Below are 21,968 nucleotides of genomic sequence, written 5' to 3'. Positions count from 1 at the left end.
CTGCTGTTGGCCGCCGGAGAGGTGGCGCGGGTAGGCGTCCGCCTTGTGACGCAGCCCGACGGTGTCCAAAAGTTCATAGGCCACCGCCTTCGCCCGTTCGCGGGAATGGATCTTGTGCACCACCGGCGCTTCGATGATGTTTTCCAGCACCGTCAGATGCGGGAACAGATTGAAGTTTTGGAACACATAACCGACGTTGATGCGTTGCCGCAGAATGGCCTTTTCCTTCAGCTCGTACAGCCGGTTGCCTTTGCGGCGGTAGCCGACGTAGTCGCCGTCGATGCGGATAAAGCCCTCATCGACGCGCTCCAGGTGGTTGATTGCCCGTAGCAGCGTCGATTTGCCGGAGCCGGAAGGGCCGAGGATCACGGTCACGGTGCCCGGCTGCAGCGTCAGGCTGACGTCGTCCAGCGCCTTGTGCTTGCCGAAGAACTTGCTGACGTTGCTGATTTCGATCAGGCCGCGTGCCGGCACCGGGGTGAGGTTACGTGTCGGCTGCTCGGACAAGGCGTAATAATCAATAGCTTCAGACATGCGGGGCTCCTAACGTTTTAACCAGCCGGCCAGTTTCTGCCAGGGTGTCGGCGGCAGTTCGCGCACCGCGCCGCGGGCGAAATAGCGCTCGATGTAGTATTGGATCACCGACAGCGCGGTGGTGATGAACAGATACCAGACGGTGGCGACCATCAGCAGCGGTATCACCTGCTGGGTGCGGTTATAGATCACCTGAATGGTGTAAAACAGCTCCGGCAGCGCCAGCACATAAACGATAGAGGTACCTTTCGCCAGGCTGATGATCTCGTTGAAGCCGGTCGGAATAATGGAGCGCAGCGCCTGCGGCAGAATGATGCGGAAGGTGCGGCGGTAACCCGGCAGGCCCAGCGCTGCCGCCGCTTCGTGCTGGCCGTAATCCACGCCCAAAATGCCGCCGCGGATGATCTCGGCGGTGTAGGCGGACTGCACCAGCGTCAGGCCCAGCACCGCCACCGCGAACTGGCCGAGAATGTCGATGGTGGGGAAGCTGGCGAACACCACGGAGGTGAAGGGGATGCCCAGCGAGATGGCGTCGTACAGGTAGGAAAAGTTGTACAGGATGATCAGTACCAGGATCAGCGGCAGCGAGCGAAACAGCCAGATATAGCCCCAGGCCAGCGACGCCAGCAGGTAAGAGCGCGACAGCCGCGCCAGCGCCAGCAAGGTGCCGAACAGAATGCTGAACAGGGTACCTAGCAGCGTCAGCAGCAGAGTTTGCCCCATCCCGGCCAGCACCGCCGGCGCGAAGAACCACTCGGCGAATACGCCCCATTCCCAGCGCGCGTTGCCCGCCACCGATTGCACGATGGCGGCCAGAATGAACAGCGAAAACAGCGCGCCGATCAGCCGCAGCGGATAGCGGGCGGGCACCACTTTCAAGACTTCTTGTTTGGACATGTCAGGTCTCCTGCTACAGATAAAAAAGGGTTAGGCGATTTTCCTTTCCGACGCGCAACAACACGCGTCCTCTGCAATCAGGCTCTTGCGGAACGGCAGGCGACCGTCGTAGGGCGGGCGGCTGTAAACCTCGCTGTCGACGGCCGGATCGAACTGCGGCTGATAGCCGTTGTTCAGATACAGGCCCACCGCTTCAGGCTGGCGAAAGCCGGTGGTCAGATAGAGCCGGCGATATCCCTGCGCCAGCGCCAGCGCTTCCAATTGCTGCAACACCCGCTGCGCCAGGCCTTGACGGCGCAGATCGCTCCGCGTCCAGATCCGTTTCAGTTCGGCGGTTTGCGCGTCGTAGCGCTTGAAGGCGCCCATGGCGATCGGCGCACCGGCGCGCAGCAGCACGATAAAGGCGCCCTGCGGCGGCGCGTACAGATCCAGCGGTTCCGGTTCCTGGTCACCAAAATAATCGCCGTAACGCTGGCGATATTCACCGAACAGCCCCTCGATCACCGGGGCGATCAGCGGGTCGGTCGGCAGCGTCTGAATGAAGGTGTCTGCTGTCATCGCACGCTCCTAGTCGCCCAGGCCGGGCGGGTTGATTTCCGACTGTGCAAGGCGTTCGACGCTCTCGCCCCAGCGGTTGAGCACCCGATCGTATTGCCCGCCGCGGATCGCGCCGTTCAGCGCTTCGTTCACCGCCTGTACCAGGCCGTTGCCTTTGCGGGTGGTGACGGCGATGTGCGCCGCCTTCGGCCAGCCGCCTTCCACCGTGCCCGCCAGCCGGGTGCGGCCATTCAGCGCCGCTTTATAGGCGCCGAGCACGTTCGGCCCAAAGTAGGCGTCGGCCCGGCCGGACTGGATCGCCAGCGTGGCGGCCGCATCATCGGTCACGTAGATCGGTTGGAAGGGTTTGAGCCCCTGCTGCCGGTTCTGTTTATCCCACGCCAGCAGGATCGCTTCCTGATTGGTGCCGGAGCCGACGATGATCTTTAATCCGGCGATATCGGCGGGTTGTTTGATCGTCGCGATCTTGCCGCCGGTTTTGACGTAAAAGCCGAGCGAATCGATGCGGTAGGTGGCGAAATCGAAGCGGGTTTTGCGCTCTTTAGTGACGGTAACGTTGGTGATGGCCGCGTCATACTTGCCGGAGACCACCCCCAGCGGCCAGTCTTCCCACGAGGTTTGCACCACGTTAAGCGTTAGGCCCAGGCTGTCGGCCACCAGCTGCGCGATATCCACTTCGCTGCCGATAAGCCGCCGGTTGTCGGNCCCACGAGGTTTGCACCACGTTAAGCGTTAGGCCCAGGCTGTCGGCCACCAGCTGCGCGATATCCACTTCGCTGCCGATAAGCCGCCGGTTGTCGGCGGCGAACAGCGCCAGCGGCGGCGTGTTGAGCGCGGCGATCGCGACGGTGAACTGCCCCGGCTTTACGAAGTGGAAATCGGCCGGCAGTTTGGCGATCGCCTGCGGGTTTTTCGGCGCGTGGATCGGGGTTTCATTGGCCTGCAAATCGATGCCGGTGCCCGCCTGCGCGGCGCCGGTCAGGCTCAACAAGGCCGCCACGAGGGCGGCGGTAACGGTTTTCTGCATAGCGGGTATCCCTGAAAGCGATCTTATTATTGGGTGAATCTGTTCAATGGGCGTTTCAGGCCCAGGTGTTCGCGCAGCGTGTCGCCGCGGTACGCTTGGCGGAACAGGCCGCGCCGCTGCAGGACGGGCACCACCCGCTCGACGAAGTGACCGAAAGCGTTGGGCGTACCGCCGCTGATGATGAAGCCATCGGCGGCTTCGCTGTCGAACCAGCGCTGCAGGCCGTCGGCCACCGCTTCCGGCGTGCCGCTGAACACCGGGCGCGGCGAGGCGGCTTCCAGCGCCACCTGGCGCAGCGTGAGGTTACGCTCACGGGCGTTGCGCTTGATCGCGTCGGTGGTGCTGCGGAAGCTGTTTTGCCCCAAATCGCCGATGTCCGGGAACGGGGCATCCAGCGGATGGCGAGCGAAGTCGTAATGTTCGAAGTAGCGGCCAAGATAGTTGAGGGCGTTTTCGATGCTTACCAGGCGAGCGGTCTCCTGATACTGGCGCTCGACGTCCGCGTCGTCGTCGCCGACGATCACGCTGACGCCCTGGAAGATACGCAGATCGTCCGGTTCGCGCCCTTGTTCCACCAGTTGCCGTTTCACGTCCTGATAGAAATCCTGCGCCTGTTCCAGCGTGTCGTGATGGGTGAAAATCGCATCGGCGTGCCTGGCCGCCAGGCGTTTGCCGTCTTCAGAAGCGCCGGCCTGGAACAGAATCGGGCGGCCCTGCGGCGTGCGGCCGATGTTCAGCGGCCCTTGTACCGAGAAGAACTCACCCTGGTGGTTGAGGGTGTGCAGTTTCCCGGCGCGAAAGAATTCGCCGCTGGCTTTGTTGCGCACGAAGGCGTCCTCTTCCCAGGAGTCCCACAGTCCTTTGGCGACGTCAAGAAACTCATCGGCGATGCGGTAACGCAGGCTGTGCTCCGGGTGTTCGGCGCGCGAGAAGTTTTTGGCTGAGCCTTCCAACGGCGAGGTCACCACGTTCCAGCCGGCGCGGCCGTTGCTCAGGTGATCGAGGCTGGCGAACTGACGGGCGACGGTGAACGGATCGCTGTAGGAGGTGGAGAGGGTGCCCACCAGGCCAATTTTGTCGGTGGCGGCGGACAGCGCGGCCAATAGGGTCAACGGTTCGAAGCGATTAAGAAAATGCGGAATGGATTTTTCGTTGATATATAAGCCATCGGCGACAAACACGAAATCGAATTTTCCCTGCTCGGCTTTTTTCGCCGTGGCGATATTAAATTCGAGGTTGATGCTGGCGTCGGCAGTAGCGTCCGGGTGGCGCCAGGCGGACATATTTCCCGACGCGCCATGCAGAATGGCGCCCAGCCGTAATTGACGTTGATTATTCGCGCTGTTGCTCATCGTGATTATCCCATCATGCGCCGCAGAGGCGCGCAGTGTCTGATGGAACCACTATTGATGAGCGGCGGCGGGATGTAAAACAACAAAACAGCATATTCAAATGTTGAAAACGGCAAATATCACGGTAGGCGAAAATAATAATCCCCGGCGCGGCATCAGCAGCGTCGGGGAAATAATATTTGTTGTTATTCAGGCGTTGCTGAGGGTTTTTTCCGGCGCGGTGGTTAATTGTTGCAGCGTGCGTTCCGCCAGCAGCGTGAAATATTGCGCCGCCGGGAACAGAGCGCGTTCATCGGGATTGAAACGCGGATGATGCAAGCCGAACTCGCTGGCGGATCCGATGCTGACAAACACGCCTGGAACATGGTGCAGATAAAGCGCGAAATCTTCGCCGCCCATCTGCAGTTCCGCCTCTTCAACCCGGTAACCGGCCTCGGCGGCGACGGTTTTGCTGAATGCCGCCCAATGCGCGTCGTTGATCACCGCCGGTGGCCCCGGCTGCCAGTGCAGTTCGGCCTGGGCGCCCAGCGCGGCGGCGACGCCGTCGATCACCTGACGAATCTTGTCCGGCACCTGGCGGCGCACCGCGTCGCTGTGGGTGCGCACCGTGCCTTCCAGCTCCACGGTTTGCGGCAGTACGTTCCAGGTATTGCCGCCTTCGATGCGCGTCACGCTCACCACCAGCGATTCCAGCGAGCTGAAGCTGCGGCTGGGCAGCGTCTGCAGTGCGCCGACGATCTGGCTGGCGGTGACGATGGTGTCGACGCCCTGTTCCGGTTTGGCGGCGTGGGCACCTTTGCCGGTGATCTGGATCTGGAAACGATCGACGTTGGCGTAAAACGGCCCGGCGCGGGTGGCGAAGGTGCCGGTGGGCAGTTCCGGCGCATTGTGCAGGCCAAACACCGCCGCGACGTTATCCAGCGCGCCGGCGTCGATCAGGTGCCGGGCGCCGTTGAAGGTCTCTTCCGCCGGCTGGAAGAAGATGCGCACCGTGCCGGGTAGCTCGGCCTCGCGCGCTTTCAGCAGGTGTGCGGCGCCGAGCATCACCGAAGTGTGAAAGTCGTGGCCGCAGGCGTGCATCACGCCGCGGTTTTGCGAACTGAAGGGCACATCGGCGATCTCGTCGATCGGCAGCGCGTCAATGTCGCCGCGCAGCGCGATGATCGGCCCTTTGCCGCTGCCGATCTCCGCCACGACGCCGGTTTTCAGCGCCAACGGCAGCAGGCGAATGCCCGCCTCTTGCAGCCAGCGAGTCAGCCGGGCGGTGGTGGCGAATTCGTGATTGGAAAGCTCGGGGTTTTGGTGCAGCTCACGCCGATAGGCGATAATTTTGTCTGCCAACTGGCTGGTCATAGGCTTGGCTCACAGTGGGAAATAAACCCTAACCCTAGTGCAGCGGGCGCCGAAGCAAAAAGACCATCTGGTTATATTTCATAGCGATTGCGTCTGCACGGGGGCGTCAACGATGGCGAAATGGGCAAGTTTGGGCGTTCGCTCGTTGTTTGCCGGCGCCTGAAGAGGATTGACCTGAAACGGTAACTTATCGCAACCGGTGCAATCAATTTACACCGGGCAACACGGATTTTTTCACTCTTTATCGGATTTCTGTGATCGCGGTGGTGGACAAAATCCTGCCTGCTTGCTGTACTGTGATCGACACAGGTTTTGTGTCTTTCATTCACGTTAAAGGTAAGTTTGATGTCTAAGATTAAAGGTAGCGTTAAGTGGTTTAATGAATCCAAAGGCTTCGGTTTCATTACTCCGGAAGATGGTAGCAAGGACGTTTTCGTTCACTTCTCTGCCATCGTTAGCAACGGTTTCAAAACGCTTGCTGAAGGCCAGCGTGTAGAATTTGAAATCACGAACGGTGCCAAAGGCCCATCTGCCGCTAACGTTACTGCTATCTAAGCTGCGTAGCTGAATTTCTTAAAACCCGCTCATTGAGCGGGTTTTTTATTGGGCGCATTATGCTTCGCTGCGGCGGGCCAACAGGCTGAATAGCAGGATGGCGACGGCGTAGCAGCCGACGATGGTCAGCGCCATCGACAGGCTCGAGGTGCCGCCCAGCCCGGTGAGCGGCACGGCGCAGGCGCCGAGCGCGAACATGCACACGCCGATCAAGGCTGAGGCGCTGCCCGCTTTGTCACCCTGGCTTTGCATCGCCAGCGAAGAGGCGGTCGGGCCGACGATGCCGATCACCGCCACCGAGAAGAACAGCGGCACCAGCAGCAATACCAGCGGCGCGTGCAGCGCGGCGGCCAACAGCAGCAACAGCGACGCGCCGGCCGCCAGCGTCAGCCCGCTCTTCAATACCCGCCGCTCACCCCAACGCGAACTGAGGCGGCTGGCCAGCTGCGCTGCAATGATCAGCCCGACGCCGTTAATGGCGAAGCACAGGCTGAACATTTGCGGGCTGAGGCCGTAGATCTGCTGCAAGACGAAAGGCGAGGCGCCGATATAGGCGAACATGCCGGCCATCACGAAGCCCTGCGTCAGGCACAGCCCCATGAAATAGCGCTGGGTCAACAAACTGCCCAGCGACATCAGCATCGCCAGGATGCCGCCCTGGCTGCGGCGCTCGACCGGCAGGGATTCGCGCAGCTTCAGCGCCGACAGGCTGAACAGCAGCACCGCGATGGCCGCCAGTACGCCGAAGATGCCGCGCCAGTTCATCACCTGCAGCATGACGCCGCCCAGCACTGGCGCGACGATCGGCGCCAGGCCGTTGACCAGCATCAGCAAGGCGAAGAAGCGGGTCAGCTCATGCCCGGCATACAGATCGCGGGCGATGGCGCGGGAAATCACCGCCCCACCGGCGCCGGCGATGCCCTGCAGCAGGCGAGCGATCAGCAGTTGGTCGATGGTGGGCGCCAGCGCACACCACAGCGAAGCGCCCAACAGCAGGATCAGCGACAGCAGCAGCGGGCGCATGCGGCCCAGTTTGTCGCTGTAAGGGCCGAAAATCAGCTGGCCGACGCCCAGACCGAGCAGCCCGGTGGTCAGGCTGAGCTGCGCGGCGGCGGTGGAGGTATTCAGCTCGCCCGCCATCTCCGGCAGGGCGGGCAGGTAGAGATCGGTGCACAGCGGCCCCAGCGCGGCCAACAGGCCAAGCACGACGGCGTACACCAGACGTTGTCTGGCTAAGTGTTTGGTCATGAGAGATTAGGATTTCCTGAACAGATGAGAAATGGCCTGCTGATACAGATCGCGCAGCAGGGACGCATCAGCTTTTTGCGTGGTAAGGATCCGGTAACCGGTGCCTTCGCTCATGACGGCGATAAACTCCACTCGCGCGGCGATCTCTTCCGCGCTGAAATGGGGATACAGCCGCTGCAGGTTGTGGCACACGTGGCGAAACAGCCGCGCTTCAGCGTCGCTGAGCATTTTGGCCACCACCGGATTGCGCGTGGCCTCGGCGGTCACTTCCAGCATCAGCATGTGGTCGGTTTCGCTCTCGCCCGGCTGCTGGAACAGCGTGCGCGCCGCCAGCACGCCGGCGATCAGATTGATGTGATCGCCAAGGTTTTCCAGGCGCTGCATCTTGTTGGCGATGATGCGGTTGACGATCTCCTCGATAATCGCGTCTTTATTGGCGAAATAGCGATAGATTTGGCCGACGCTGAGCTGTGAGCCCTGGGCGATTTCCGCCATGCTGGCGGCGTGGAAACCGTGGCGGCGGAAGCTGATTTTCGCCGCTTCGACGATCTGATCGCGGCGCGCCTGCACCTTGGCCTGTTTAGTGTCGTTGGGGGAGAGCATCTGCCCGATCCTTTGCTACGCGTGAGCCGGGTTCACATTTTTGGGTGTGAACGTTCATTCTCAATTGTAGTGCAACCGACGGGAAGGGTGCAAGATGAACGAGTGCTGCGGGAAAAGGCGTTTAAGCGAACAGGTAAGATTTGATAAAGGCGGCGACGATCAGCACGCACAGCGCAACGGCGATCGCTTCGGCGGCGGTTTTCGGCAGGCTAAACATAGCGGTTTCTCATCCAGTCAGGGGTACTGGATGAGATTATGCGCATGCAAGATTAAGGAAACATTAAGGACTTAGCGCCCGTTGACCCACATGACCAGCATGAAAGCCAGCAGCGTCATCGCCAGCGAACCGGCCAGGTTGAGCAGCATATTGGCCAATGCCCAGCCGAAGCGGCCATCCTGCATCAGGTACACCACCTCCAGCGAAAAGGTAGAGAAGGTGGTCAAGCCGCCGCAAAACCCGGTGGTGATCAGCAATTTCCAGGTGGGATCCAGGTGCGTCATGCGGGTGAAAATCGCCATCGCCAGGCCGATGATAAAACCGCCGACCAGATTGACCATCAGCGTACCGAGCGGAATGTGGGCGTTCAACGGATTCATTTTCATGCTTACCGCCCAGCGCAGTACGCTGCCGACGCCGCCGCCGATAAATACGGCCAGTAAAGAACTCAACATGGGGCAACTACCTTTCAATCAGAGAAATTCACGGGACTCGGAAAGGGACAGGCGTAACGCTACGCGCCTCTCTCCGAGAGGTTACGTAGACATCATCAGCCTGTGAAGGCGGTTAGGGAGGAATGTCATCTCCAGCGTGCCGCACGGCCTTTTTCGCCGTACCCGTTGGATGTTACACCTAAAGCCGCCTATTTTGTAGTATCGACACTTTGCGAGGTAAAACGGATGGAAATCAGAACGGCGCGTCTGAGCGACCGGCACGCTATCGCCGAATTAATGACGGCGCTGGATTATCCCGGCACCGAGGCGTTTCTGACGCAGCGAATGCAGCAACTGTTGGCGCATCCGGATGAGGCGCTGCTGGTGGCGGTGGAGGAGGAGCAAGTGCTGGGCGTGTTGTCGCTGCATTTTCTGCCTCAGCTGGCGTTGGCCGGCGATATTGCCCGCATCAGCTATTTTTGCGTCGACGATCGGGCGCGCGGCACGGGCGTAGGGCGGTTGCTGTTGGCGGAGGGCGAGGCGCTGGCGCACCGTCGCGGCTGCGATCGGTTGGAAGTTCATTGCCACAGCCGCCGTGAGCGGGCCCATGCGTTTTATCGGCGCGAAGGCTTTGTCGAAGCGCCAAAGTATTTTGCCAAGCTATTAAGTCAGTAAGCTAGCCACCCGTCGGCGTCGCCGTTTCCAGCCGGTTGCGGCCGTTTTGCTTCGCCCGGTAGAGCGCGCCGTCGGCGGCTTTCAGCCAGTCCAGATAACCGCCCAACTCAGGGTGGTAGTTGGCGATGCCTGCGCTGATCTGCAGCCGTAGCTGAGGCGCCTCTTTGAAGCTGACGGCGTCCAGCCGTTGCTGAATGCGCTGCAGGACGGTTGTCGCCTGTTCGGCGTTGGTGTTCGGCAGTACCGCGCCAAATTCGTCCCCGCCGTAACGCCCGACGATATCCACGTTGCGTAAGCCGATCAGCAGCTCTTCCGCCAGCGCCGCCAGGGCTTCGTCCCCCAGCGCATGGCCGAAGGTGTCGTTGATGGTTTTGAAGCGATCGATGTCCATCAGAATCAGCGTGGCGCTGTCCTGATAGCGGCGGCAGCTGTCAAACTGGCGATGCAGCAGATGCTCCCAGTGGCGGCGATTGTACAAACCGGTCAGCCCATCGCGGGTGCTGATACGCTGCAGCTCCTGTTTCTTTTCCGCCAGCCGCTTGGCGGTGCGGTAGGTCACCAAACCAAGCAGCGTTGGATACAGATAGATCATCGGCAGGCACAGATAGATTTGCAGCGGGGTGCTTTGCGGGTGAAACGGGAAACCGAGCAGCGCGCCGGCGATCGCCGCGGCGGCCAGCTGAATCATCAATCCTTTCACAAACAGCGTTTTGCCGGCCGAGGCGATGTTGTTCATGCTCATCATCGACAGGATGACAATCGCAGGCAGCGCATTGAACGCCATCATCGCCGCCCAGACGCCGCCGAAAGCGGAGTCGATCAACAGGTTGCGAATTTCGGCTTTGAACGGATCTTTGGCGCGGCAGGCCAGGCGGTAGGCGAGATGCGGCCAGAGAAAGCCGTGAAAGGCCAGCAAGAGCCAGACTGCCGTTGGCGGAGCCAGCGGGTAGAGCGCGGCGCAGACGCAGATAAAGCCAAGTCCCAAACCGGCCACGCGGGGCAGATAGGTGCGCTTGGCGAAGCTGAGGCCGGATTTTCGGGCATCGAAAATGGGTGGGGCAATATACATCCGGCATCTCCCTGATGAGTCTCACGGCAGCGTATCATGCGGGTGATAAACTAAGAATAGTCTGGTATTCACGCCGTGAAACCGTGTGGCATTCCTGCGACGGATCTCACTCTGTTACATGTTGCGGTTGTGCGAGCCGGGGGAAAGTCGCTAAATATTCGCAGGCAAGGTCAGTTTTTCTCGCTGTTCACGCAGCGCTCTATGATAAGAAGGTGAGTATGGAAGGTATCAGCATTACCAAACTTCTGGTGATTGCGGTGTTGGTGATTTTACTGTTCGGCACCAGCAAACTGCGCACGCTCGGCGCCGATCTTGGCGCGGCGCTGAAAGGCTTTAAAAAAGCCGTGGGCGACGACAGCACACCACCGCCGGCCGCCGGCAACAACGCCGCCGAGAGCCAATCCGCTCAGCAGAGCGTCGAAAAGAAAGACGTTTAATCCCGTCTGATGGCGCACAATAAAAAAACGGATGCCTTGCGGACATCCGTTTTTTGGCGTTTCCGCCGTCTTTAGCGTAACAAACTATTACGCGTTATTTCACTTCCATCCCTTTGGCCTGCAGATCGGCGTGGTAAGACGAACGCACGAACGGACCGCAGGCGGCGTGGGTGAAGCCCATCGCCATCGCTTCTTCTTTCATCTCGTCAAACTCGGCCGGGCTGACGTAGCGTTGCACCGGCAGGTGGTGACGGCTTGGCTGCAGGTATTGACCCAGCGTCAGCATGGTCACGCCATGGCGACGCAGATCGCGCATCACTTCGACGATTTCCGCGTTGGTTTCCCCAAGGCCGACCATCAGGCCGGACTTGGTCGGGATATCCGGGTGCGCTTCTTTAAAGCGTTCGAGCAGCTTCAGCGACCACTCGTAGTTGGCGCCCGGGCGCACCTGGCGGTATACGCGTGGCACGTTTTCCAGGTTGTGGTTGAATACGTCCGGCGGCGTGGCGGTGAGGATCTCTAGCGCGCGGTCCATACGGCCGCGGAAGTCCGGCACCAGCGTTTCGATTTTGATGTTCGGGCTCTTGGCGCGGATGGCCGAGATGCAGTCGGCAAAGTGCTGAGCGCCGCCGTCGCGCAGATCGTCGCGGTCAACCGAGGTGATCACCACGTAACGCAGCGCCATGTCGGCGATGGTTTGCGCCAGCTTTTCCGGCTCGTTGGCGTCCGGCGCGATCGGGCGGCCGTGGGCCACGTCGCAGAACGGGCAGCGGCGGGTACAGATGGCGCCGAGGATCATAAAGGTGGCGGTGCCGTGGTTGAAGCACTCGGACAGGTTAGGGCACGAGGCTTCCTCACAGACGGAGTGCAGGCCGTTCTTGCGCATCGCGGCTTTGATGCCCTGAATGCGCGTTGAGTCGGCAGGCAGTTTGATCTTCATCCACTCGGGTTTACGCAACAGCTCCTGCCGTTCGGTGACCACCGTTTTGACCGGGATCAGCGCCATTTTGTCAGCATCGCGGTATTTGACGCCGCGTTCCATCTGAATTGGTTTACTCATAATCGTGCAGGTTCCAGTTACGAAGCTCGACCGTCTGGTAGCCGAGTAAATGAACAAATTCCTGTACCAGGATTGGGTGTATGTCTTCAATGCCAACGCCGGGCGCCAGCGCGCTGACCTGCGTCATCTGCATGCCGGCGTAACCGCAAGGGTTGATGCGTTGGAAAGGGCTGAGATCCATCGCCACATTCAGGGCAAGGCCGTGGAATGAGCTGCCTTTGCGGATCCGCAAACCCAACGAACAGATTTTCTGCTCCCCCACGTACACGCCCGGCGCATCCGGGCGGGCGCGCGATTCGAGACGGAAGTGGGCGAGGGTGTTGATAACCGTATCTTCTATCGCCGTGACCAATTGGCGTACGCCGACCTTGCTGCGTTTCAGATCGACCATCACGTACATCACCTGCTGGCCCGGCCCGTGATAGGTCACCTGGCCGCCGCGATCGCTCTGGACAACCGGGATATCGCCGGGCATCAGTACGTGCTCGGCTTTGCCGGCCTGGCCCTGGGTGAACACCGGGTGATGCTGCACCAGCCACAGTTCGTCCGGCGTGCTCTCGGTACGACCGTCGGTGAAGTTATGCATGGCTTGGGATACAGGCGCGTAGGGCTGCAACCCCAGCTGACGCAAAATGATCTTGTCTGGTTGCAAAAGAGTCATCGTCAGGTTACAGAAGTGGTAAAGCCATTATACCGGGCGCTCCGGCCTGCGACCAGCCTTTCGCTGACCAAAAATGCGCAACCCGGGAAGACGCTGCGCCATCCCGGGTTGATAAGCAGGGGTTTATGCTGGAATTACAGCACCATGCGAACAATTTCAATGTTGCCCAACTCTTCGTACAGGGTTTCGACCTGCTCGATGTGAGTGGCGTTGATGGTGATGGAGACGGAGTGGTAGTTGCCTTTGCTGCTTGGCTTAACCTGCGGGTTGTAATCGCCCGGTGCATGGCGCTGCACCACTTCAACTACCTGGTCAACCAGCTCAGGCTGCGCCAGGCCCATCACCTTGTAGGTAAACGAGCAAGGGAATTCGAGCAGTTCGTTCAGTTTAGTTTTTTGCATGTGCGTGCGCTCCAGAGTGCTAGCTAATCTATAAATTATAACTCCCGCCGGGGCGGGAGTTAATGTTATTCAGTATATGGGGGCAATTTTGCCCGTTTCAACCGTTAACCGAACCAGTGGTGGAACATCAGTTTGATATAGTCCACGATGCGGCTGAAGAAACCACCTTCTTTCACTTCGTTCATCACCACCAGCGGACGCTGATCGATGGTTTTGCCGTCCAGTTGGAAGTTGATGGTGCCGACCACCTGATTTTTCGCCAGCGGCGCGTGAATTTCCGGCGTGTTCAGCACATAGCTGGCCTTCAGATCTTTCATGCGGCCACGCGGGATGGTCAGGTAGACGTCTTTGTCCACGCCCAGCTCAACGCGATCGGCGTCGCCGAACCAGACCGGCTCGGAGGCGAACTCTTTACCGACTTTCAGTGGCGCCACGGTTTCAAAGAAGCGGAAGCCCCAGGTCAGCAGTTTCTTGCTCTCGGTTTCACGGCCTTTGTAGGTGCGGCCACCCAGCACGGCGGAGATCAGACGCATCTGGCCTTCGGTCGCCGAAGCCACCAGGTTGTAACCCGCCGCGTCGGTGTGGCCGGTTTTGATGCCGTCGACGTTCAGGCTGGTGTCCCACAGCAGACCGTTACGGTTCATCTGGCGGATATTGTTGAAGGTGAACTCTTTCTCTTTATAAATCGCGTATTCGTCCGGCACGTCGCGGATCAGCGCCTGGCCGATCAACGCCATGTCGCGCGCCGAGCTGTATTGCCCTTGGGCATCCAGGCCGTGCACCGTCTGGAAATGGGTATTCTGCAGGCCCAGCTTGTTGACGTAGGTGTTCATCAGGTTGACGAACGCGTCCTGGCTGCCGGCAACGTAGTCGGCCATCGCCACGCAGGCGTCGTTACCGGACTGCAGGTTGATGCCGCGGGTCAGTTTGGAGACCGGCACGCGATCGCCTGGCTTCAGGAACATCAGCGAGGAGCCTTTGAACACCGGGTTGCCGGTCGCCCAGGCGTCCTGGCCGACGGTCACCATGTCGTCCTGGCCGATTTTGCCGGCTTTCAGCGCCTGGCCGATGACGTAGCTGGTCATCATTTTGGTCAGGCTGGCCGGATCGCGACGCGCGTCGGCGTTCATCTCGGCCAGCACTTTGCCGGAGTTGTAATCAATCAGGATGTACGCTTCCGCATCGATCTGCGGGACACCTGGGATCATGGTTTTGAGGTTAACGTCATCGGCATGCGCGACGGAGGCTGCGCCCATTGCGATAACGGTGCCGAATGCGATGCTCTTGATTAAGCGAAAAGAAGTTACTTGTTTCATGATCGGGACTACAACATCCGTGAAAGTAAAGTTAAAAAACGAGCCACACTATAGCAGATGCGATCCCGGCAGGCATTACCCATTCATCTGCCTAATTGCGGTTAGTGCACTTTTAGCTGCAAGAAAATGTTTCAGCTAAATAACCGCTTATCGGCCGTGAATGCCCGCCGGGCTTAATGCTCAGGGTGCAGCAGTAACGAAAGACTGTTGTTGCGCTTCGCTGGCCAGGCGTTGTTGCAGCTGGGCCGCCTGCTGACGGCTGCTGAATGGGCCGAGCTGAACGCGATAAACGTTGCCGTTGGCCGCCACTTTGCCTGGGACGCCAAACTGCTGGCTCAGGCTTTGCTGCCAGCTTTGGGCGCGCTCGGCGCTGCTCAGCGCGCCGACCTGCACCACGTAACCGCCTGAGGAAGAGGCGGCAGCCATGCCGGCAGCGGCGGTGGCGCCGGCCGCAACCGGTGCGGCCACCGAAGCGGCTTCAGGCTCGGAGCCTTCCAGCACGCCGGCCGGTACTGCGCTTGGCGCGCCGAGGAAACCACCGCGGCCGTTTGCGGCGTTGCCGCCGGCGGCTGGGGCATTGTCGTCGGTGCGCAGAGTGCTGTTATCGATCGGGCGCACCGCCGCGCCGCTGGCGACCGGCACGTCCTGCTGGATCGGGGTGCCCATGCCGCTGGAGCCGAGATCCGGGCGCGCCGGCAGGGCGTAGCTCTGTTTCGCCACGATGGTGCCGATGGTGCCAGGGCCGCTCAGCGTGCCGTCCGGCGCCACGTTGATGAAATCTACCTTGACCTTGGTGTTGTTGGACAGGTTGAGGCGGTCGGCGGCGGCTTTCGACAGATCGATGATGCGGCCTTTGGTATAAGGCCCGCGATCGTTGACGCGTACCACCAGCTGACGGCCGTTGGCCAGGTTGGTGACGCGCACATAGCTGGGGATCGGCAGGGTCGGGTGCGCCGCGGTCAGGCCGTTAGGATCGAACTGCTCGCCCAGCGCCGTGGTGTTGCCGTTGGCCTCTTCGCCGTACCAGGCCGCCAGGCCGGTCTGCGAGAAGTTCTGCGGATCTTTTACGATGCGGTAAGTATCGCCATTAACCTTATAATCCTGCATGTTATTAGGGTTATAGGGTTCATATTGAGGCTCGACGCCACCGATTTCCACCACCGGGCCGTTGTACGGCTGCTGTGGCGCCTGCTGTTCCGTGGTCGGGGCGGTACAGGCGGAGAGCAACACCGCCGCGACGCCGATCCAAAGCCATTCCTTACGCATTACTCACCTCTTATAAACTTTTAGACAGCATTTTCCGATGCGTGTGGATCGACATGATGATGCCGAAACCGGCCATCAACACTATCAGCGCCGAACCCCCGTAACTGACCAGAGGCAAAGGTACGCCAACTACCGGCAAAATGCCACTGACCATACCGATGTTAACAAAGACATAAACGAACAAAATCAGCATCAAGCCGCCGACCATCACGCGGCCGAAGGTGGTTTGCGCCTTGGCGGCGATCATCAGCCCGCGAATGATCACCAGCAGGTAGAGCGCCAGCAGCACCAACACCCCGATCAACCCCAGCTCTTCGGCCAGAACGGCGAAGATAAAGTCGGTATGGCGCTCCGGCAGGAACTCCAGCTGCGACTGGGTGCCGTGCAGCCAACCCTTGCCGGACAGGCCGCCGGAGCCGATGGCGATCTTCGATTGAATAATGTGGTATCCGGCGCCGAGCGGGTCGCTCTCCGGATCGAGCAGCATCATTACGCGGTCGCGTTGATAGCCGTGCATCAGGAAGAACCACAGCACCGGGATAAAGGCCGCCAGCGCGACGGCGGCGACGGCGATCAGCTTCCAGCTCATGCCGGACAGGAACAACACGAACAGGCCGGAGGCGGCGATCAGGATAGACGTGCCCAGATCCGGCTGCGCGGCCACCAGCAGCGTCGGCAGGAAGATCAGCACCAGCGCGATGGCGGTGTTTTTCAGTGAAGGCGGGCAGACGTCGCGGTTCATAAAGCGCGCCACCATCAGCGGCACGGCGATCTTGGCGATTTCCGACGGCTGGAAGCGTACCACGCCGAGATCCAGCCAGCGTTGGGCGCCTTTACTGATCTGCCCGAAGGCGTCCACCAGGATCAGCAAAATCACGCAGAAGATATACAGATAGGGCGCCCAGCTTTCGTAGACGCGCGGCGGGATCTGCGCCATGACGGCCATCACGATCAGCCCCATGACGATCTGCCCGATCTTGCGCTCCATCATGCCGATGTCCTGGCCGCTGGCGCTCCACATCACGAAGGCGCTGTAGACCAGCAGGGCCAGGATCAGCAGCAGGAACGTCGGGTCGATGTGGATTTTGGTCCAGATCGAGCCTTTTTGTTGGCTTTCAGTCATGTTCTACCTTAGTCACCTTCTACGCCAGGCGGCAGCGGAGCCTCGCTTGGCAATTGCGTATTGTTGTCGCCCAGCATGATGTGGTCGAGGATCTGGCGGGTGATGGTGCCCACCGCCGGACCGGAGCCGCCGTTTTCCAGGATGATGGCGACCGACACCGTCGGGTTGTTGAACGGCGCGAAGGCGGTCATCAGCTTGTGATCGCGCAGGTGTTCCGCCAGTTTGTGGGCGTTGTAGGTTTCGTAACCGAAGACCTGTGCGGTGCCCGATTTCGCCGCGGCTTTATAAGGTGCGTCCGCAAAGTATTTGCGCGCCGTCCCGTTCGGACGGTTGGCCACACCGTACATGCCGTCTTTGGCGATTTCCCAGAAGCCGGAGTGAATATCGCCGATCTGCGTGTCTTCTTCCTGTTTGAACGGCACCAGCGCGCCGTTGACGCGGGTACTCTGCAGCAGGTGCGGCGTTTTGACCGTGCCATCGTTGATCAGGGTGTTCAGCGCCTTGGCCATCTGGATCGGCGTGGCGGTCCAGTAACCCTGGCCGATGCCCACCGGAATGGTGTCGCCCTGATACCACGGTTTCTTATAGCGTTTCAGCTTCCATTCGCGCGTCGGCATCAGGCCGGAGCGCTCTTCGGCCAGATCGATGCCGGTGTACTGGCCGTAACCGAATTTGGTCAGCCAGCTCGACAGCCGATCGATCCCCATGTCATAGGCGACCTGATAGAAGTAGGTATCTGCGGATTCTTCCAGCGCCTTGGTGACGTTCAGGCGGCCGTGGCCCCATTTTTTCCAGTCGCGGAAGCGTTTTTCCGAGCCGGGCAGTTGCCACCAGCCGGGATCGAACACCACGGTATTCTTGGTGATCACTCCGGCGCTCAGCGCCGACACCGCGATGTAAGGTTTCACCGTCGAGGCGGGTGGGTAGACCCCTTGCGTAGCGCGGTTGATCAGCGGGCGATTCGGATCGTTCAGCAGCCCCTGATAGTCCTTGCTGGAAATGCCGTCGACGAACAGGTTCGGATCGTAGCTCGGGTTAGACACCATCGCCAGGATGGCGCCGGTGCGCGGATCGCTCACCACCACGGCGGCGCGGCTGCCGACCAGCAGCTGTTCGATATAGCGCTGCAGGTTGAGATCGAGCGTCAGGTAAACGTCCTGACCGGCGGAAGGCGGCTGCTCGTGCAGCTGGCGGATCACCCGGCCGCGGTTGTTGACCTCGACCTCTTCATAGCCGGTTTTGCCGTGCAGCGTGTCTTCGTAGTAGCGTTCGATGCCCAGCTTGCCGATATCGTGGGTGGCGGCGTAGTTGGCCAGCTTGCCGTCTTTGTCCAGGCGCTCGACATCACGGTCGTTGATCTTCGACACGTAGCCGGTAACGTGGGTGAGGGCGGAACCGTAAGGGTAGTAGCGGCGCTGGTAGCCTTTCACTTCCACGCCGGGAAAGCGGAATTGATTGACCGCAAAGCGGGCGACCTGGACTTCGGTCAGCGCGGTTTTCACCGGAATCGAGACGAAACGGCGCGAGCGCTTGCGCTCTTTTTCGAAATTGGTGATGTCGTCGTCGGTCAGATCGACCACCGGGCGCAGCGCCTGCAGCGTGGCTTTGAGATCGTCGACTTTTTCAGGCATCAGCTCCAGCTGGTAAATGGTGCGGTTGAGCGCCAGTGGGGTGCCGTTGCGATCGTAGATAATGCCGCGGCTGGGCGCGATGGGCACCAGCTTGATGCGGTTTTCGTTGGAGCGGGTGCGGTAATCCTCGACGCGGACCACTTGCAGATTATACAGGTTGGCGATCAGGATGCCGGACAGCACCAGGATGACCAAGAACGCCACCAGGGCGCGGCGTACAAACAGGGCGGATTCAGCCGTATAGTCGCGAAAAGGGTTACGTTCTATTTTCATCCCGCTGCTTTATTTCACTCTGTCACGGTCACCACCGGCTATTCCCGGTGGTAAGGATGATTTGTAGTAATACTCCAGGCGCGGTAGAGGCTTTCGGCCACCAGAACGCGCACCAAAGGATGCGGCAGTGTCAACGGAGAAAGTGACCAGCTCTGCTCGGCAGCGGCTTTGCAGGCGGGCGCCAGCCCTTCCGGGCCACCGATCAGCAAGCTGACGTTGCGGCCATCCTGCTTCCAGCGCTCAAGCTGCTGCGCCAGCTGCGGCGTTTCCCACGGCGTGCCTGGGATATCCAGCGTAACGATGCGGTTGCCTTTGCCCACCGCCGCCAGCATCTGTTCGCCTTCCTTGTCCAGAATGCGTTTGATGTCGGCGTTTTTGCCGCGTTTGCCCGCCGGGATCTCGGTCAGCTCAAACGGCATATCTTTGGGAAAGCGGTGCAGGTAATCCATAAAGCCGGTTTGCACCCAGTCTGGCATTTTGGTGCCGACCGCCACCAATTGCAGTTTCACCGCTTAGCTCCAGAGTTTTTCCAGCTCGTACAGGCGACGGCTCTCTTCTTGCATCACGTGCACGATCACTTCGCCCAGATCGACCACGATCCAGTCGGAGGCTTCCTGGCCTTTCATACCGTACAGTTCCATGCCTGCGGCACGGGATTCCTGCACCACGTGGCTGGCGATCGACATAACGTGACGCGTCGAGGTGCCGGTGCAGATGATCATGCAATCGGTGATGCTGGATTTGCCCTGTACGTCCAGAGCGATAATGTCTTGGCCTTTCAGGTCATCGATTTTATCGATGACGAAATCTTGGAGCGCTTTACCTTGCAAAGGTTCCCCCTCGGGTGTGTTCTGTTCAGTCGGCTGCGGCGGGCAAAATGCGCGCGCTGCGGCGTAACCGGATAATGGTTTCGGCAGGCTGCCGCTGAAAGCCAGCTAACTGGTGACTGCCCGGCCAGCTAAGGTTTCCGGGGTTTTCAGCGGATACCTGAAAAATAGCGGCGCAGTATATCACGCACCTTTCGCTAGCGATATAAACCCTGCAACTCGATATAGCGCTGCACCGAGCGGGGCAGCAGGTCGTCGCAGTTGAGGCCCTGATGGCGGCGCTGGCGGATCTCGGTGGCGGAAATTTCCAGCTCCGGCGTATCGGCCAGGTAGATATGGCCATGCGGGCGGCGGCTGAGCTGCGCCGGGTCGGCGGTGCGGTGGCGTTCCAGCCACTGCTGCAGCTCCGGCGTGTCCATGCGATCGTTATAGCCTGGGCGCGCCAGCACCAGCAAATGACAGACGTCCAGCAGCGCCTGCCAGCGGTGCCATTTATGCAGCGTCAGCAGCGAGTCCTGGCCAATAATAAACGCCAGCGGCTGGGCGGCGCCACGCTCTTTACGAATCGTTTCCAACGTCTCGATGGTGTAGGAGGGGGTGGTGCGGTGCAGTTCGCGATCGTCGACCGCAAACAGCGGGTTGCCGGCGATCGCCAACTCGACCATCTTCAGGCGCTGCTGCGCATTGGCCTCCGGCTGCGGGCGGTGCGGCGGCACGTGGTTAGGCAGCAGCGTGACGCGATTCAGGCCCACTTCGGCGGCCAGCGCCTCAACCGGCCGCAGATGGCCATAGTGGATCGGGTCAAAGGTGCCGCCGAACAGCGCGTGCAATACGGTGGGGTGTTCCGGATTAGTGGGCATCGGTAAAACTCGTGGCCAGGGGTTTGCCGCACAGCAGCATCGACAGGGTTTCCAGTTCCGGCCAGACCGACTGGCCATAGTCCTGCTTGAGCGTCAGCTCGATTTGCGTCAGCAGCTGTACCGCCTGCTGCAACTGGGGACCGGACAGGCGTTGCAACGCCTGGGTCACCAGCGGGCGGCGGTTCTGCCAGACCTTGTGCTGATCGAACAGCGTGCGCAGCGGCGCAGACGCCATGCGGCGCTGCAGCGTCAGCAACAGCAGCAGTTCGCGCTGCAGAGTGCGCAGCAGGATCACCGGCTCCACGTCCTCTTGCTGCAGCTGCTGCAGAATATGCCAGGCGCGCTTGCTCTTGCCGGCCAGCAGGGCGTCCAGCCAGTGGAACGGCGTGAAGTGGGCGGCGTCGTTCACCGCCTGTTCGACGCGCGGCAGCGTGAGCTTGCCGTCCGGGTGCAGCAGCGACAGCCGCTCCAACGCCTGCGACAGCGCCAGCAGGTTACCTTCGTAGCAGTAGCACAGCAGCTGATTGGCGGCGTCGTCCAACTCCAGCTTCATCGCTTTGGCGCGTGCGGCGACCCAGCGCGGCAGCTGCGCCTGTTCCGGTGTCTGGCAACTGACGAGGGCGCCGTGCGGGCTGAGCGCCTTGAACCAGGCACTGTTTTCCTGCGCTTTGGTGAGGCGCGGGCCGCGCAGGATCAACAGAATATCGTCGTGCAGCAGCGTGGCGAGTTTGCTCAACTGCTCGCCGATCGGCGCCGTTGGGCCGTTTTCCGGGAAGATCAGCAGCAGCGTCTGGCGGCTGGCAAACAGGCTCATCGCCTGACAGATGCCGAAGATGGCGTCCCAGTCGGTATGGGCGTCGAGGGAAATGCTGTAGTGCTCGCTGAACTGCTGCTGTTGCGCAGCCTGCCGGAGTAAATCCTGGCTTTCCTGCAGCAGCAGCGGTTCATTGCCGCTCAATAAATAACAAGCGCGCAGCCCCTCTCGGAGCTGCGCGGCAAGTTGTTCCGGGTAAATGCGGATCATTGTGCGGTTTGGCTTGCCGCTCGTTCGCCGACGGCAGCGGCTTTCTGCCGGTTCTCTTCTTCCGCCGCATGCACGGTCAGCAGTTTGCGCACCAGTTGTTGCGCCGCCTGCTCACGCATTTCCTGGCGAATGATCTCCTGTTCGGAGTCCTTGGCCAGCGCGGTCAGCGGGTTGTCGAAGAACGAACGGAACACTTTCACCGACAGCGGATACAGGTCATGCCCCGGGATCAGCACCTGGGCCTGTACGGTCAGCACCAGCTGGTACTCGGCGGTTTTACCGTCCTGGAAGATCGAGGCGGTATCCTGGCTTTCCGTCGCGCCGAGGATGCGCAGGGAAGGCACGTCTTTACGCTTCGGATCGCTGACGATAGTCACGTCGTTCAGGCGCAGTTGCTCACGCACCGCACGCGTCAACGGGCCGTAAGGGTCGGCGCTGTCCAGGATCAGCGTTTTCATTTCATTAGGCACCTGCGTGGTGCCACGCAGGTGAAAACCGCAGCCGGCGGTGACCAGCACCGCCAACCCCAGCAACAGCGTTAGAATACGTTGTCGCACAACTCCTCCT

24 protein-coding genes, 1 pseudogene and 1 riboswitch are annotated in these 21,968 nt (G+C 60.6%); of the genes and pseudogenes, 3 read left to right on the top strand and 22 right to left on the bottom strand.

Annotated elements, in window-relative coordinates; all coding sequences use genetic code 11:
* The 6 genes and pseudogenes from GKN89_RS21900 to GKN89_RS21875 form a co-directional block, all read right to left on the bottom strand.
* Nucleotides 1–534, bottom strand: a 534-nt coding sequence (locus GKN89_RS21900; protein ID WP_154747759.1) for an amino acid ABC transporter ATP-binding protein, incomplete at its 3' end; no start/stop codon positions are given.
* A 9-nt stretch (nucleotides 535–543) separates the two neighbouring features.
* Nucleotides 544–1,431, bottom strand: a complete 888-nt coding sequence (locus GKN89_RS21895; RefSeq protein ID WP_154747758.1) for an amino acid ABC transporter permease — start codon at nucleotides 1,429–1,431, stop codon at nucleotides 544–546.
* A gap of 30 nt (nucleotides 1,432–1,461) precedes the next feature.
* Nucleotides 1,462–1,989 (bottom strand): GNAT family N-acetyltransferase, encoded by a 528-nt coding sequence (locus GKN89_RS21890; RefSeq protein ID WP_154747757.1) that lies wholly within the window; start codon nucleotides 1,987–1,989, stop codon nucleotides 1,462–1,464.
* A gap of 9 nt (nucleotides 1,990–1,998) precedes the next feature.
* A pseudogene (locus GKN89_RS21885) lies at nucleotides 1,999–3,016 on the bottom strand (transporter substrate-binding domain-containing protein).
* 26 nt (nucleotides 3,017–3,042) lie between these two features.
* Nucleotides 3,043–4,368, bottom strand: a complete 1,326-nt coding sequence (locus tag GKN89_RS21880; protein WP_154747756.1) for an LLM class flavin-dependent oxidoreductase — start codon at nucleotides 4,366–4,368, stop codon at nucleotides 3,043–3,045.
* Between the two features lie 189 nt (nucleotides 4,369–4,557).
* Nucleotides 4,558–5,721 carry a M20 peptidase aminoacylase family protein gene (locus GKN89_RS21875; protein WP_019454095.1) on the bottom strand — a complete coding sequence of 388 codons (1,164 nt, stop codon included), beginning with the start codon at nucleotides 5,719–5,721 and terminating at the stop codon, nucleotides 4,558–4,560.
* A 345-nt stretch (nucleotides 5,722–6,066) separates the two neighbouring features.
* On the opposite strand from GKN89_RS21875, the gene cspE reads away from it, so the two are divergent.
* Nucleotides 6,067–6,276 carry a transcription antiterminator/RNA stability regulator CspE gene (gene cspE / locus GKN89_RS21870; RefSeq protein WP_004940030.1) on the top strand — a complete coding sequence of 70 codons (210 nt, stop codon included), beginning with the start codon at nucleotides 6,067–6,069 and terminating at the stop codon, nucleotides 6,274–6,276.
* Between the two features lie 57 nt (nucleotides 6,277–6,333).
* On the opposite strand, the gene GKN89_RS21865 is transcribed toward cspE, so the two are convergent.
* The 3 genes from GKN89_RS21865 to crcB form a co-directional block, all read right to left on the bottom strand.
* On the bottom strand, nucleotides 6,334–7,524 hold the full coding sequence (locus GKN89_RS21865) for a multidrug effflux MFS transporter (RefSeq protein ID WP_154747755.1): 1,191 nt from the start codon (nucleotides 7,522–7,524) through the stop codon (nucleotides 6,334–6,336).
* Between the two features lie 6 nt (nucleotides 7,525–7,530).
* On the bottom strand, nucleotides 7,531–8,127 hold the full coding sequence (locus GKN89_RS21860; RefSeq protein WP_063918885.1) for a TetR/AcrR family transcriptional regulator: 597 nt from the start codon (nucleotides 8,125–8,127) through the stop codon (nucleotides 7,531–7,533).
* 288 nt (nucleotides 8,128–8,415) lie between these two features.
* Complete coding sequence (gene crcB, locus GKN89_RS21855) at nucleotides 8,416–8,799, bottom strand: fluoride efflux transporter CrcB (RefSeq protein WP_019454092.1); 384 nt, start codon at nucleotides 8,797–8,799, stop codon at nucleotides 8,416–8,418.
* 79 nt (nucleotides 8,800–8,878) lie between these two features.
* Nucleotides 8,879–8,941, bottom strand: a riboswitch (Fluoride riboswitch).
* An 83-nt stretch (nucleotides 8,942–9,024) separates the two neighbouring features.
* Between crcB and GKN89_RS21850 the strand changes: the two genes are divergently transcribed.
* The gene (locus tag GKN89_RS21850) at nucleotides 9,025–9,453 is read left to right on the top strand and encodes a GNAT family N-acetyltransferase (RefSeq protein ID WP_154747754.1); all 429 of its coding nucleotides are present in this window, start codon (nucleotides 9,025–9,027) and stop codon (nucleotides 9,451–9,453) included.
* Nucleotide 9,454: 1 nt separating this feature from the next.
* Here the strand turns inward: GKN89_RS21850 and GKN89_RS21845 are convergent, their stop codons facing one another.
* On the bottom strand, nucleotides 9,455–10,522 hold the full coding sequence (locus GKN89_RS21845; protein WP_019454090.1) for a diguanylate cyclase: 1,068 nt from the start codon (nucleotides 10,520–10,522) through the stop codon (nucleotides 9,455–9,457).
* A gap of 218 nt (nucleotides 10,523–10,740) precedes the next feature.
* On the opposite strand from GKN89_RS21845, the gene tatA reads away from it, so the two are divergent.
* Entirely contained in the window at nucleotides 10,741–10,959 is a 219-nt protein-coding gene (gene tatA / locus GKN89_RS21840) for a Sec-independent protein translocase subunit TatA (RefSeq protein WP_019454089.1), read from the top strand.
* 94 nt (nucleotides 10,960–11,053) lie between these two features.
* Here tatA and lipA read toward each other — a convergent pair whose 3' ends face one another.
* From lipA to lptE, 12 genes are all read right to left on the bottom strand, one after another.
* Nucleotides 11,054–12,019 carry a lipoyl synthase gene (gene lipA, locus GKN89_RS21835; protein WP_025301835.1) on the bottom strand — a complete coding sequence of 322 codons (966 nt, stop codon included), beginning with the start codon at nucleotides 12,017–12,019 and terminating at the stop codon, nucleotides 11,054–11,056.
* Nucleotides 12,012–12,680: a lipoyl(octanoyl) transferase LipB gene (gene lipB / locus GKN89_RS21830; RefSeq protein ID WP_025160045.1), complete on the bottom strand. Its 669-nt coding sequence runs from the start codon at nucleotides 12,678–12,680 to the stop codon at nucleotides 12,012–12,014. Before lipB ends, lipA begins: the two co-directional genes overlap by 8 nt.
* A gap of 134 nt (nucleotides 12,681–12,814) precedes the next feature.
* On the bottom strand, nucleotides 12,815–13,081 hold the full coding sequence (gene ybeD / locus GKN89_RS21825) for a DUF493 family protein YbeD (RefSeq protein WP_004940012.1): 267 nt from the start codon (nucleotides 13,079–13,081) through the stop codon (nucleotides 12,815–12,817).
* A 104-nt stretch (nucleotides 13,082–13,185) separates the two neighbouring features.
* Complete coding sequence (dacA, locus tag GKN89_RS21820) at nucleotides 13,186–14,397, bottom strand: D-alanyl-D-alanine carboxypeptidase DacA (protein WP_019454086.1); 1,212 nt, start codon at nucleotides 14,395–14,397, stop codon at nucleotides 13,186–13,188.
* A 180-nt stretch (nucleotides 14,398–14,577) separates the two neighbouring features.
* Nucleotides 14,578–15,663: an endolytic peptidoglycan transglycosylase RlpA gene (gene rlpA / locus GKN89_RS21815; RefSeq protein WP_019454085.1), complete on the bottom strand. Its 1,086-nt coding sequence runs from the start codon at nucleotides 15,661–15,663 to the stop codon at nucleotides 14,578–14,580.
* A 10-nt stretch (nucleotides 15,664–15,673) separates the two neighbouring features.
* Nucleotides 15,674–16,786 (bottom strand): peptidoglycan glycosyltransferase MrdB, encoded by a 1,113-nt coding sequence (gene mrdB / locus GKN89_RS21810; protein ID WP_004940006.1) that lies wholly within the window; start codon nucleotides 16,784–16,786, stop codon nucleotides 15,674–15,676.
* Nucleotides 16,787–16,794: 8 nt separating this feature from the next.
* Entirely contained in the window at nucleotides 16,795–18,690 is a 1,896-nt protein-coding gene (gene mrdA, locus GKN89_RS21805; protein WP_019454084.1) for a peptidoglycan DD-transpeptidase MrdA, read from the bottom strand.
* 38 nt (nucleotides 18,691–18,728) lie between these two features.
* Nucleotides 18,729–19,199 carry a 23S rRNA (pseudouridine(1915)-N(3))-methyltransferase RlmH gene (rlmH, locus tag GKN89_RS21800; protein ID WP_004940002.1) on the bottom strand — a complete coding sequence of 157 codons (471 nt, stop codon included), beginning with the start codon at nucleotides 19,197–19,199 and terminating at the stop codon, nucleotides 18,729–18,731.
* Nucleotides 19,200–19,202: 3 nt separating this feature from the next.
* Nucleotides 19,203–19,520, bottom strand: coding sequence for a ribosome silencing factor (gene rsfS / locus GKN89_RS21795; protein ID WP_016928774.1), 318 nt, complete (start codon nucleotides 19,518–19,520; stop codon nucleotides 19,203–19,205).
* A 194-nt stretch (nucleotides 19,521–19,714) separates the two neighbouring features.
* Nucleotides 19,715–20,377, bottom strand: a complete 663-nt coding sequence (gene nadD, locus GKN89_RS21790; protein WP_063918888.1) for a nicotinate-nucleotide adenylyltransferase — start codon at nucleotides 20,375–20,377, stop codon at nucleotides 19,715–19,717.
* Nucleotides 20,367–21,401 (bottom strand): DNA polymerase III subunit delta, encoded by a 1,035-nt coding sequence (holA, locus tag GKN89_RS21785; protein ID WP_019454082.1) that lies wholly within the window; start codon nucleotides 21,399–21,401, stop codon nucleotides 20,367–20,369. Before holA ends, nadD begins: the two co-directional genes overlap by 11 nt.
* On the bottom strand, nucleotides 21,398–21,958 hold the full coding sequence (lptE, locus tag GKN89_RS21780) for an LPS assembly lipoprotein LptE (RefSeq protein WP_063918890.1): 561 nt from the start codon (nucleotides 21,956–21,958) through the stop codon (nucleotides 21,398–21,400). The genes holA and lptE overlap by 4 nt, the downstream gene beginning before the upstream one ends.
* Nucleotides 21,959–21,968 lie beyond the last annotated feature (10 nt).

This window comes from Serratia sp. YC16, from assembly GCF_009707615.1.
Lineage (GTDB): Bacteria > Pseudomonadota > Gammaproteobacteria > Enterobacterales > Enterobacteriaceae > Serratia > Serratia surfactantfaciens.
Note: the sequence above shows the minus strand (reverse complement) of the source record. Positions and strands in the feature narration are given on the sequence as shown.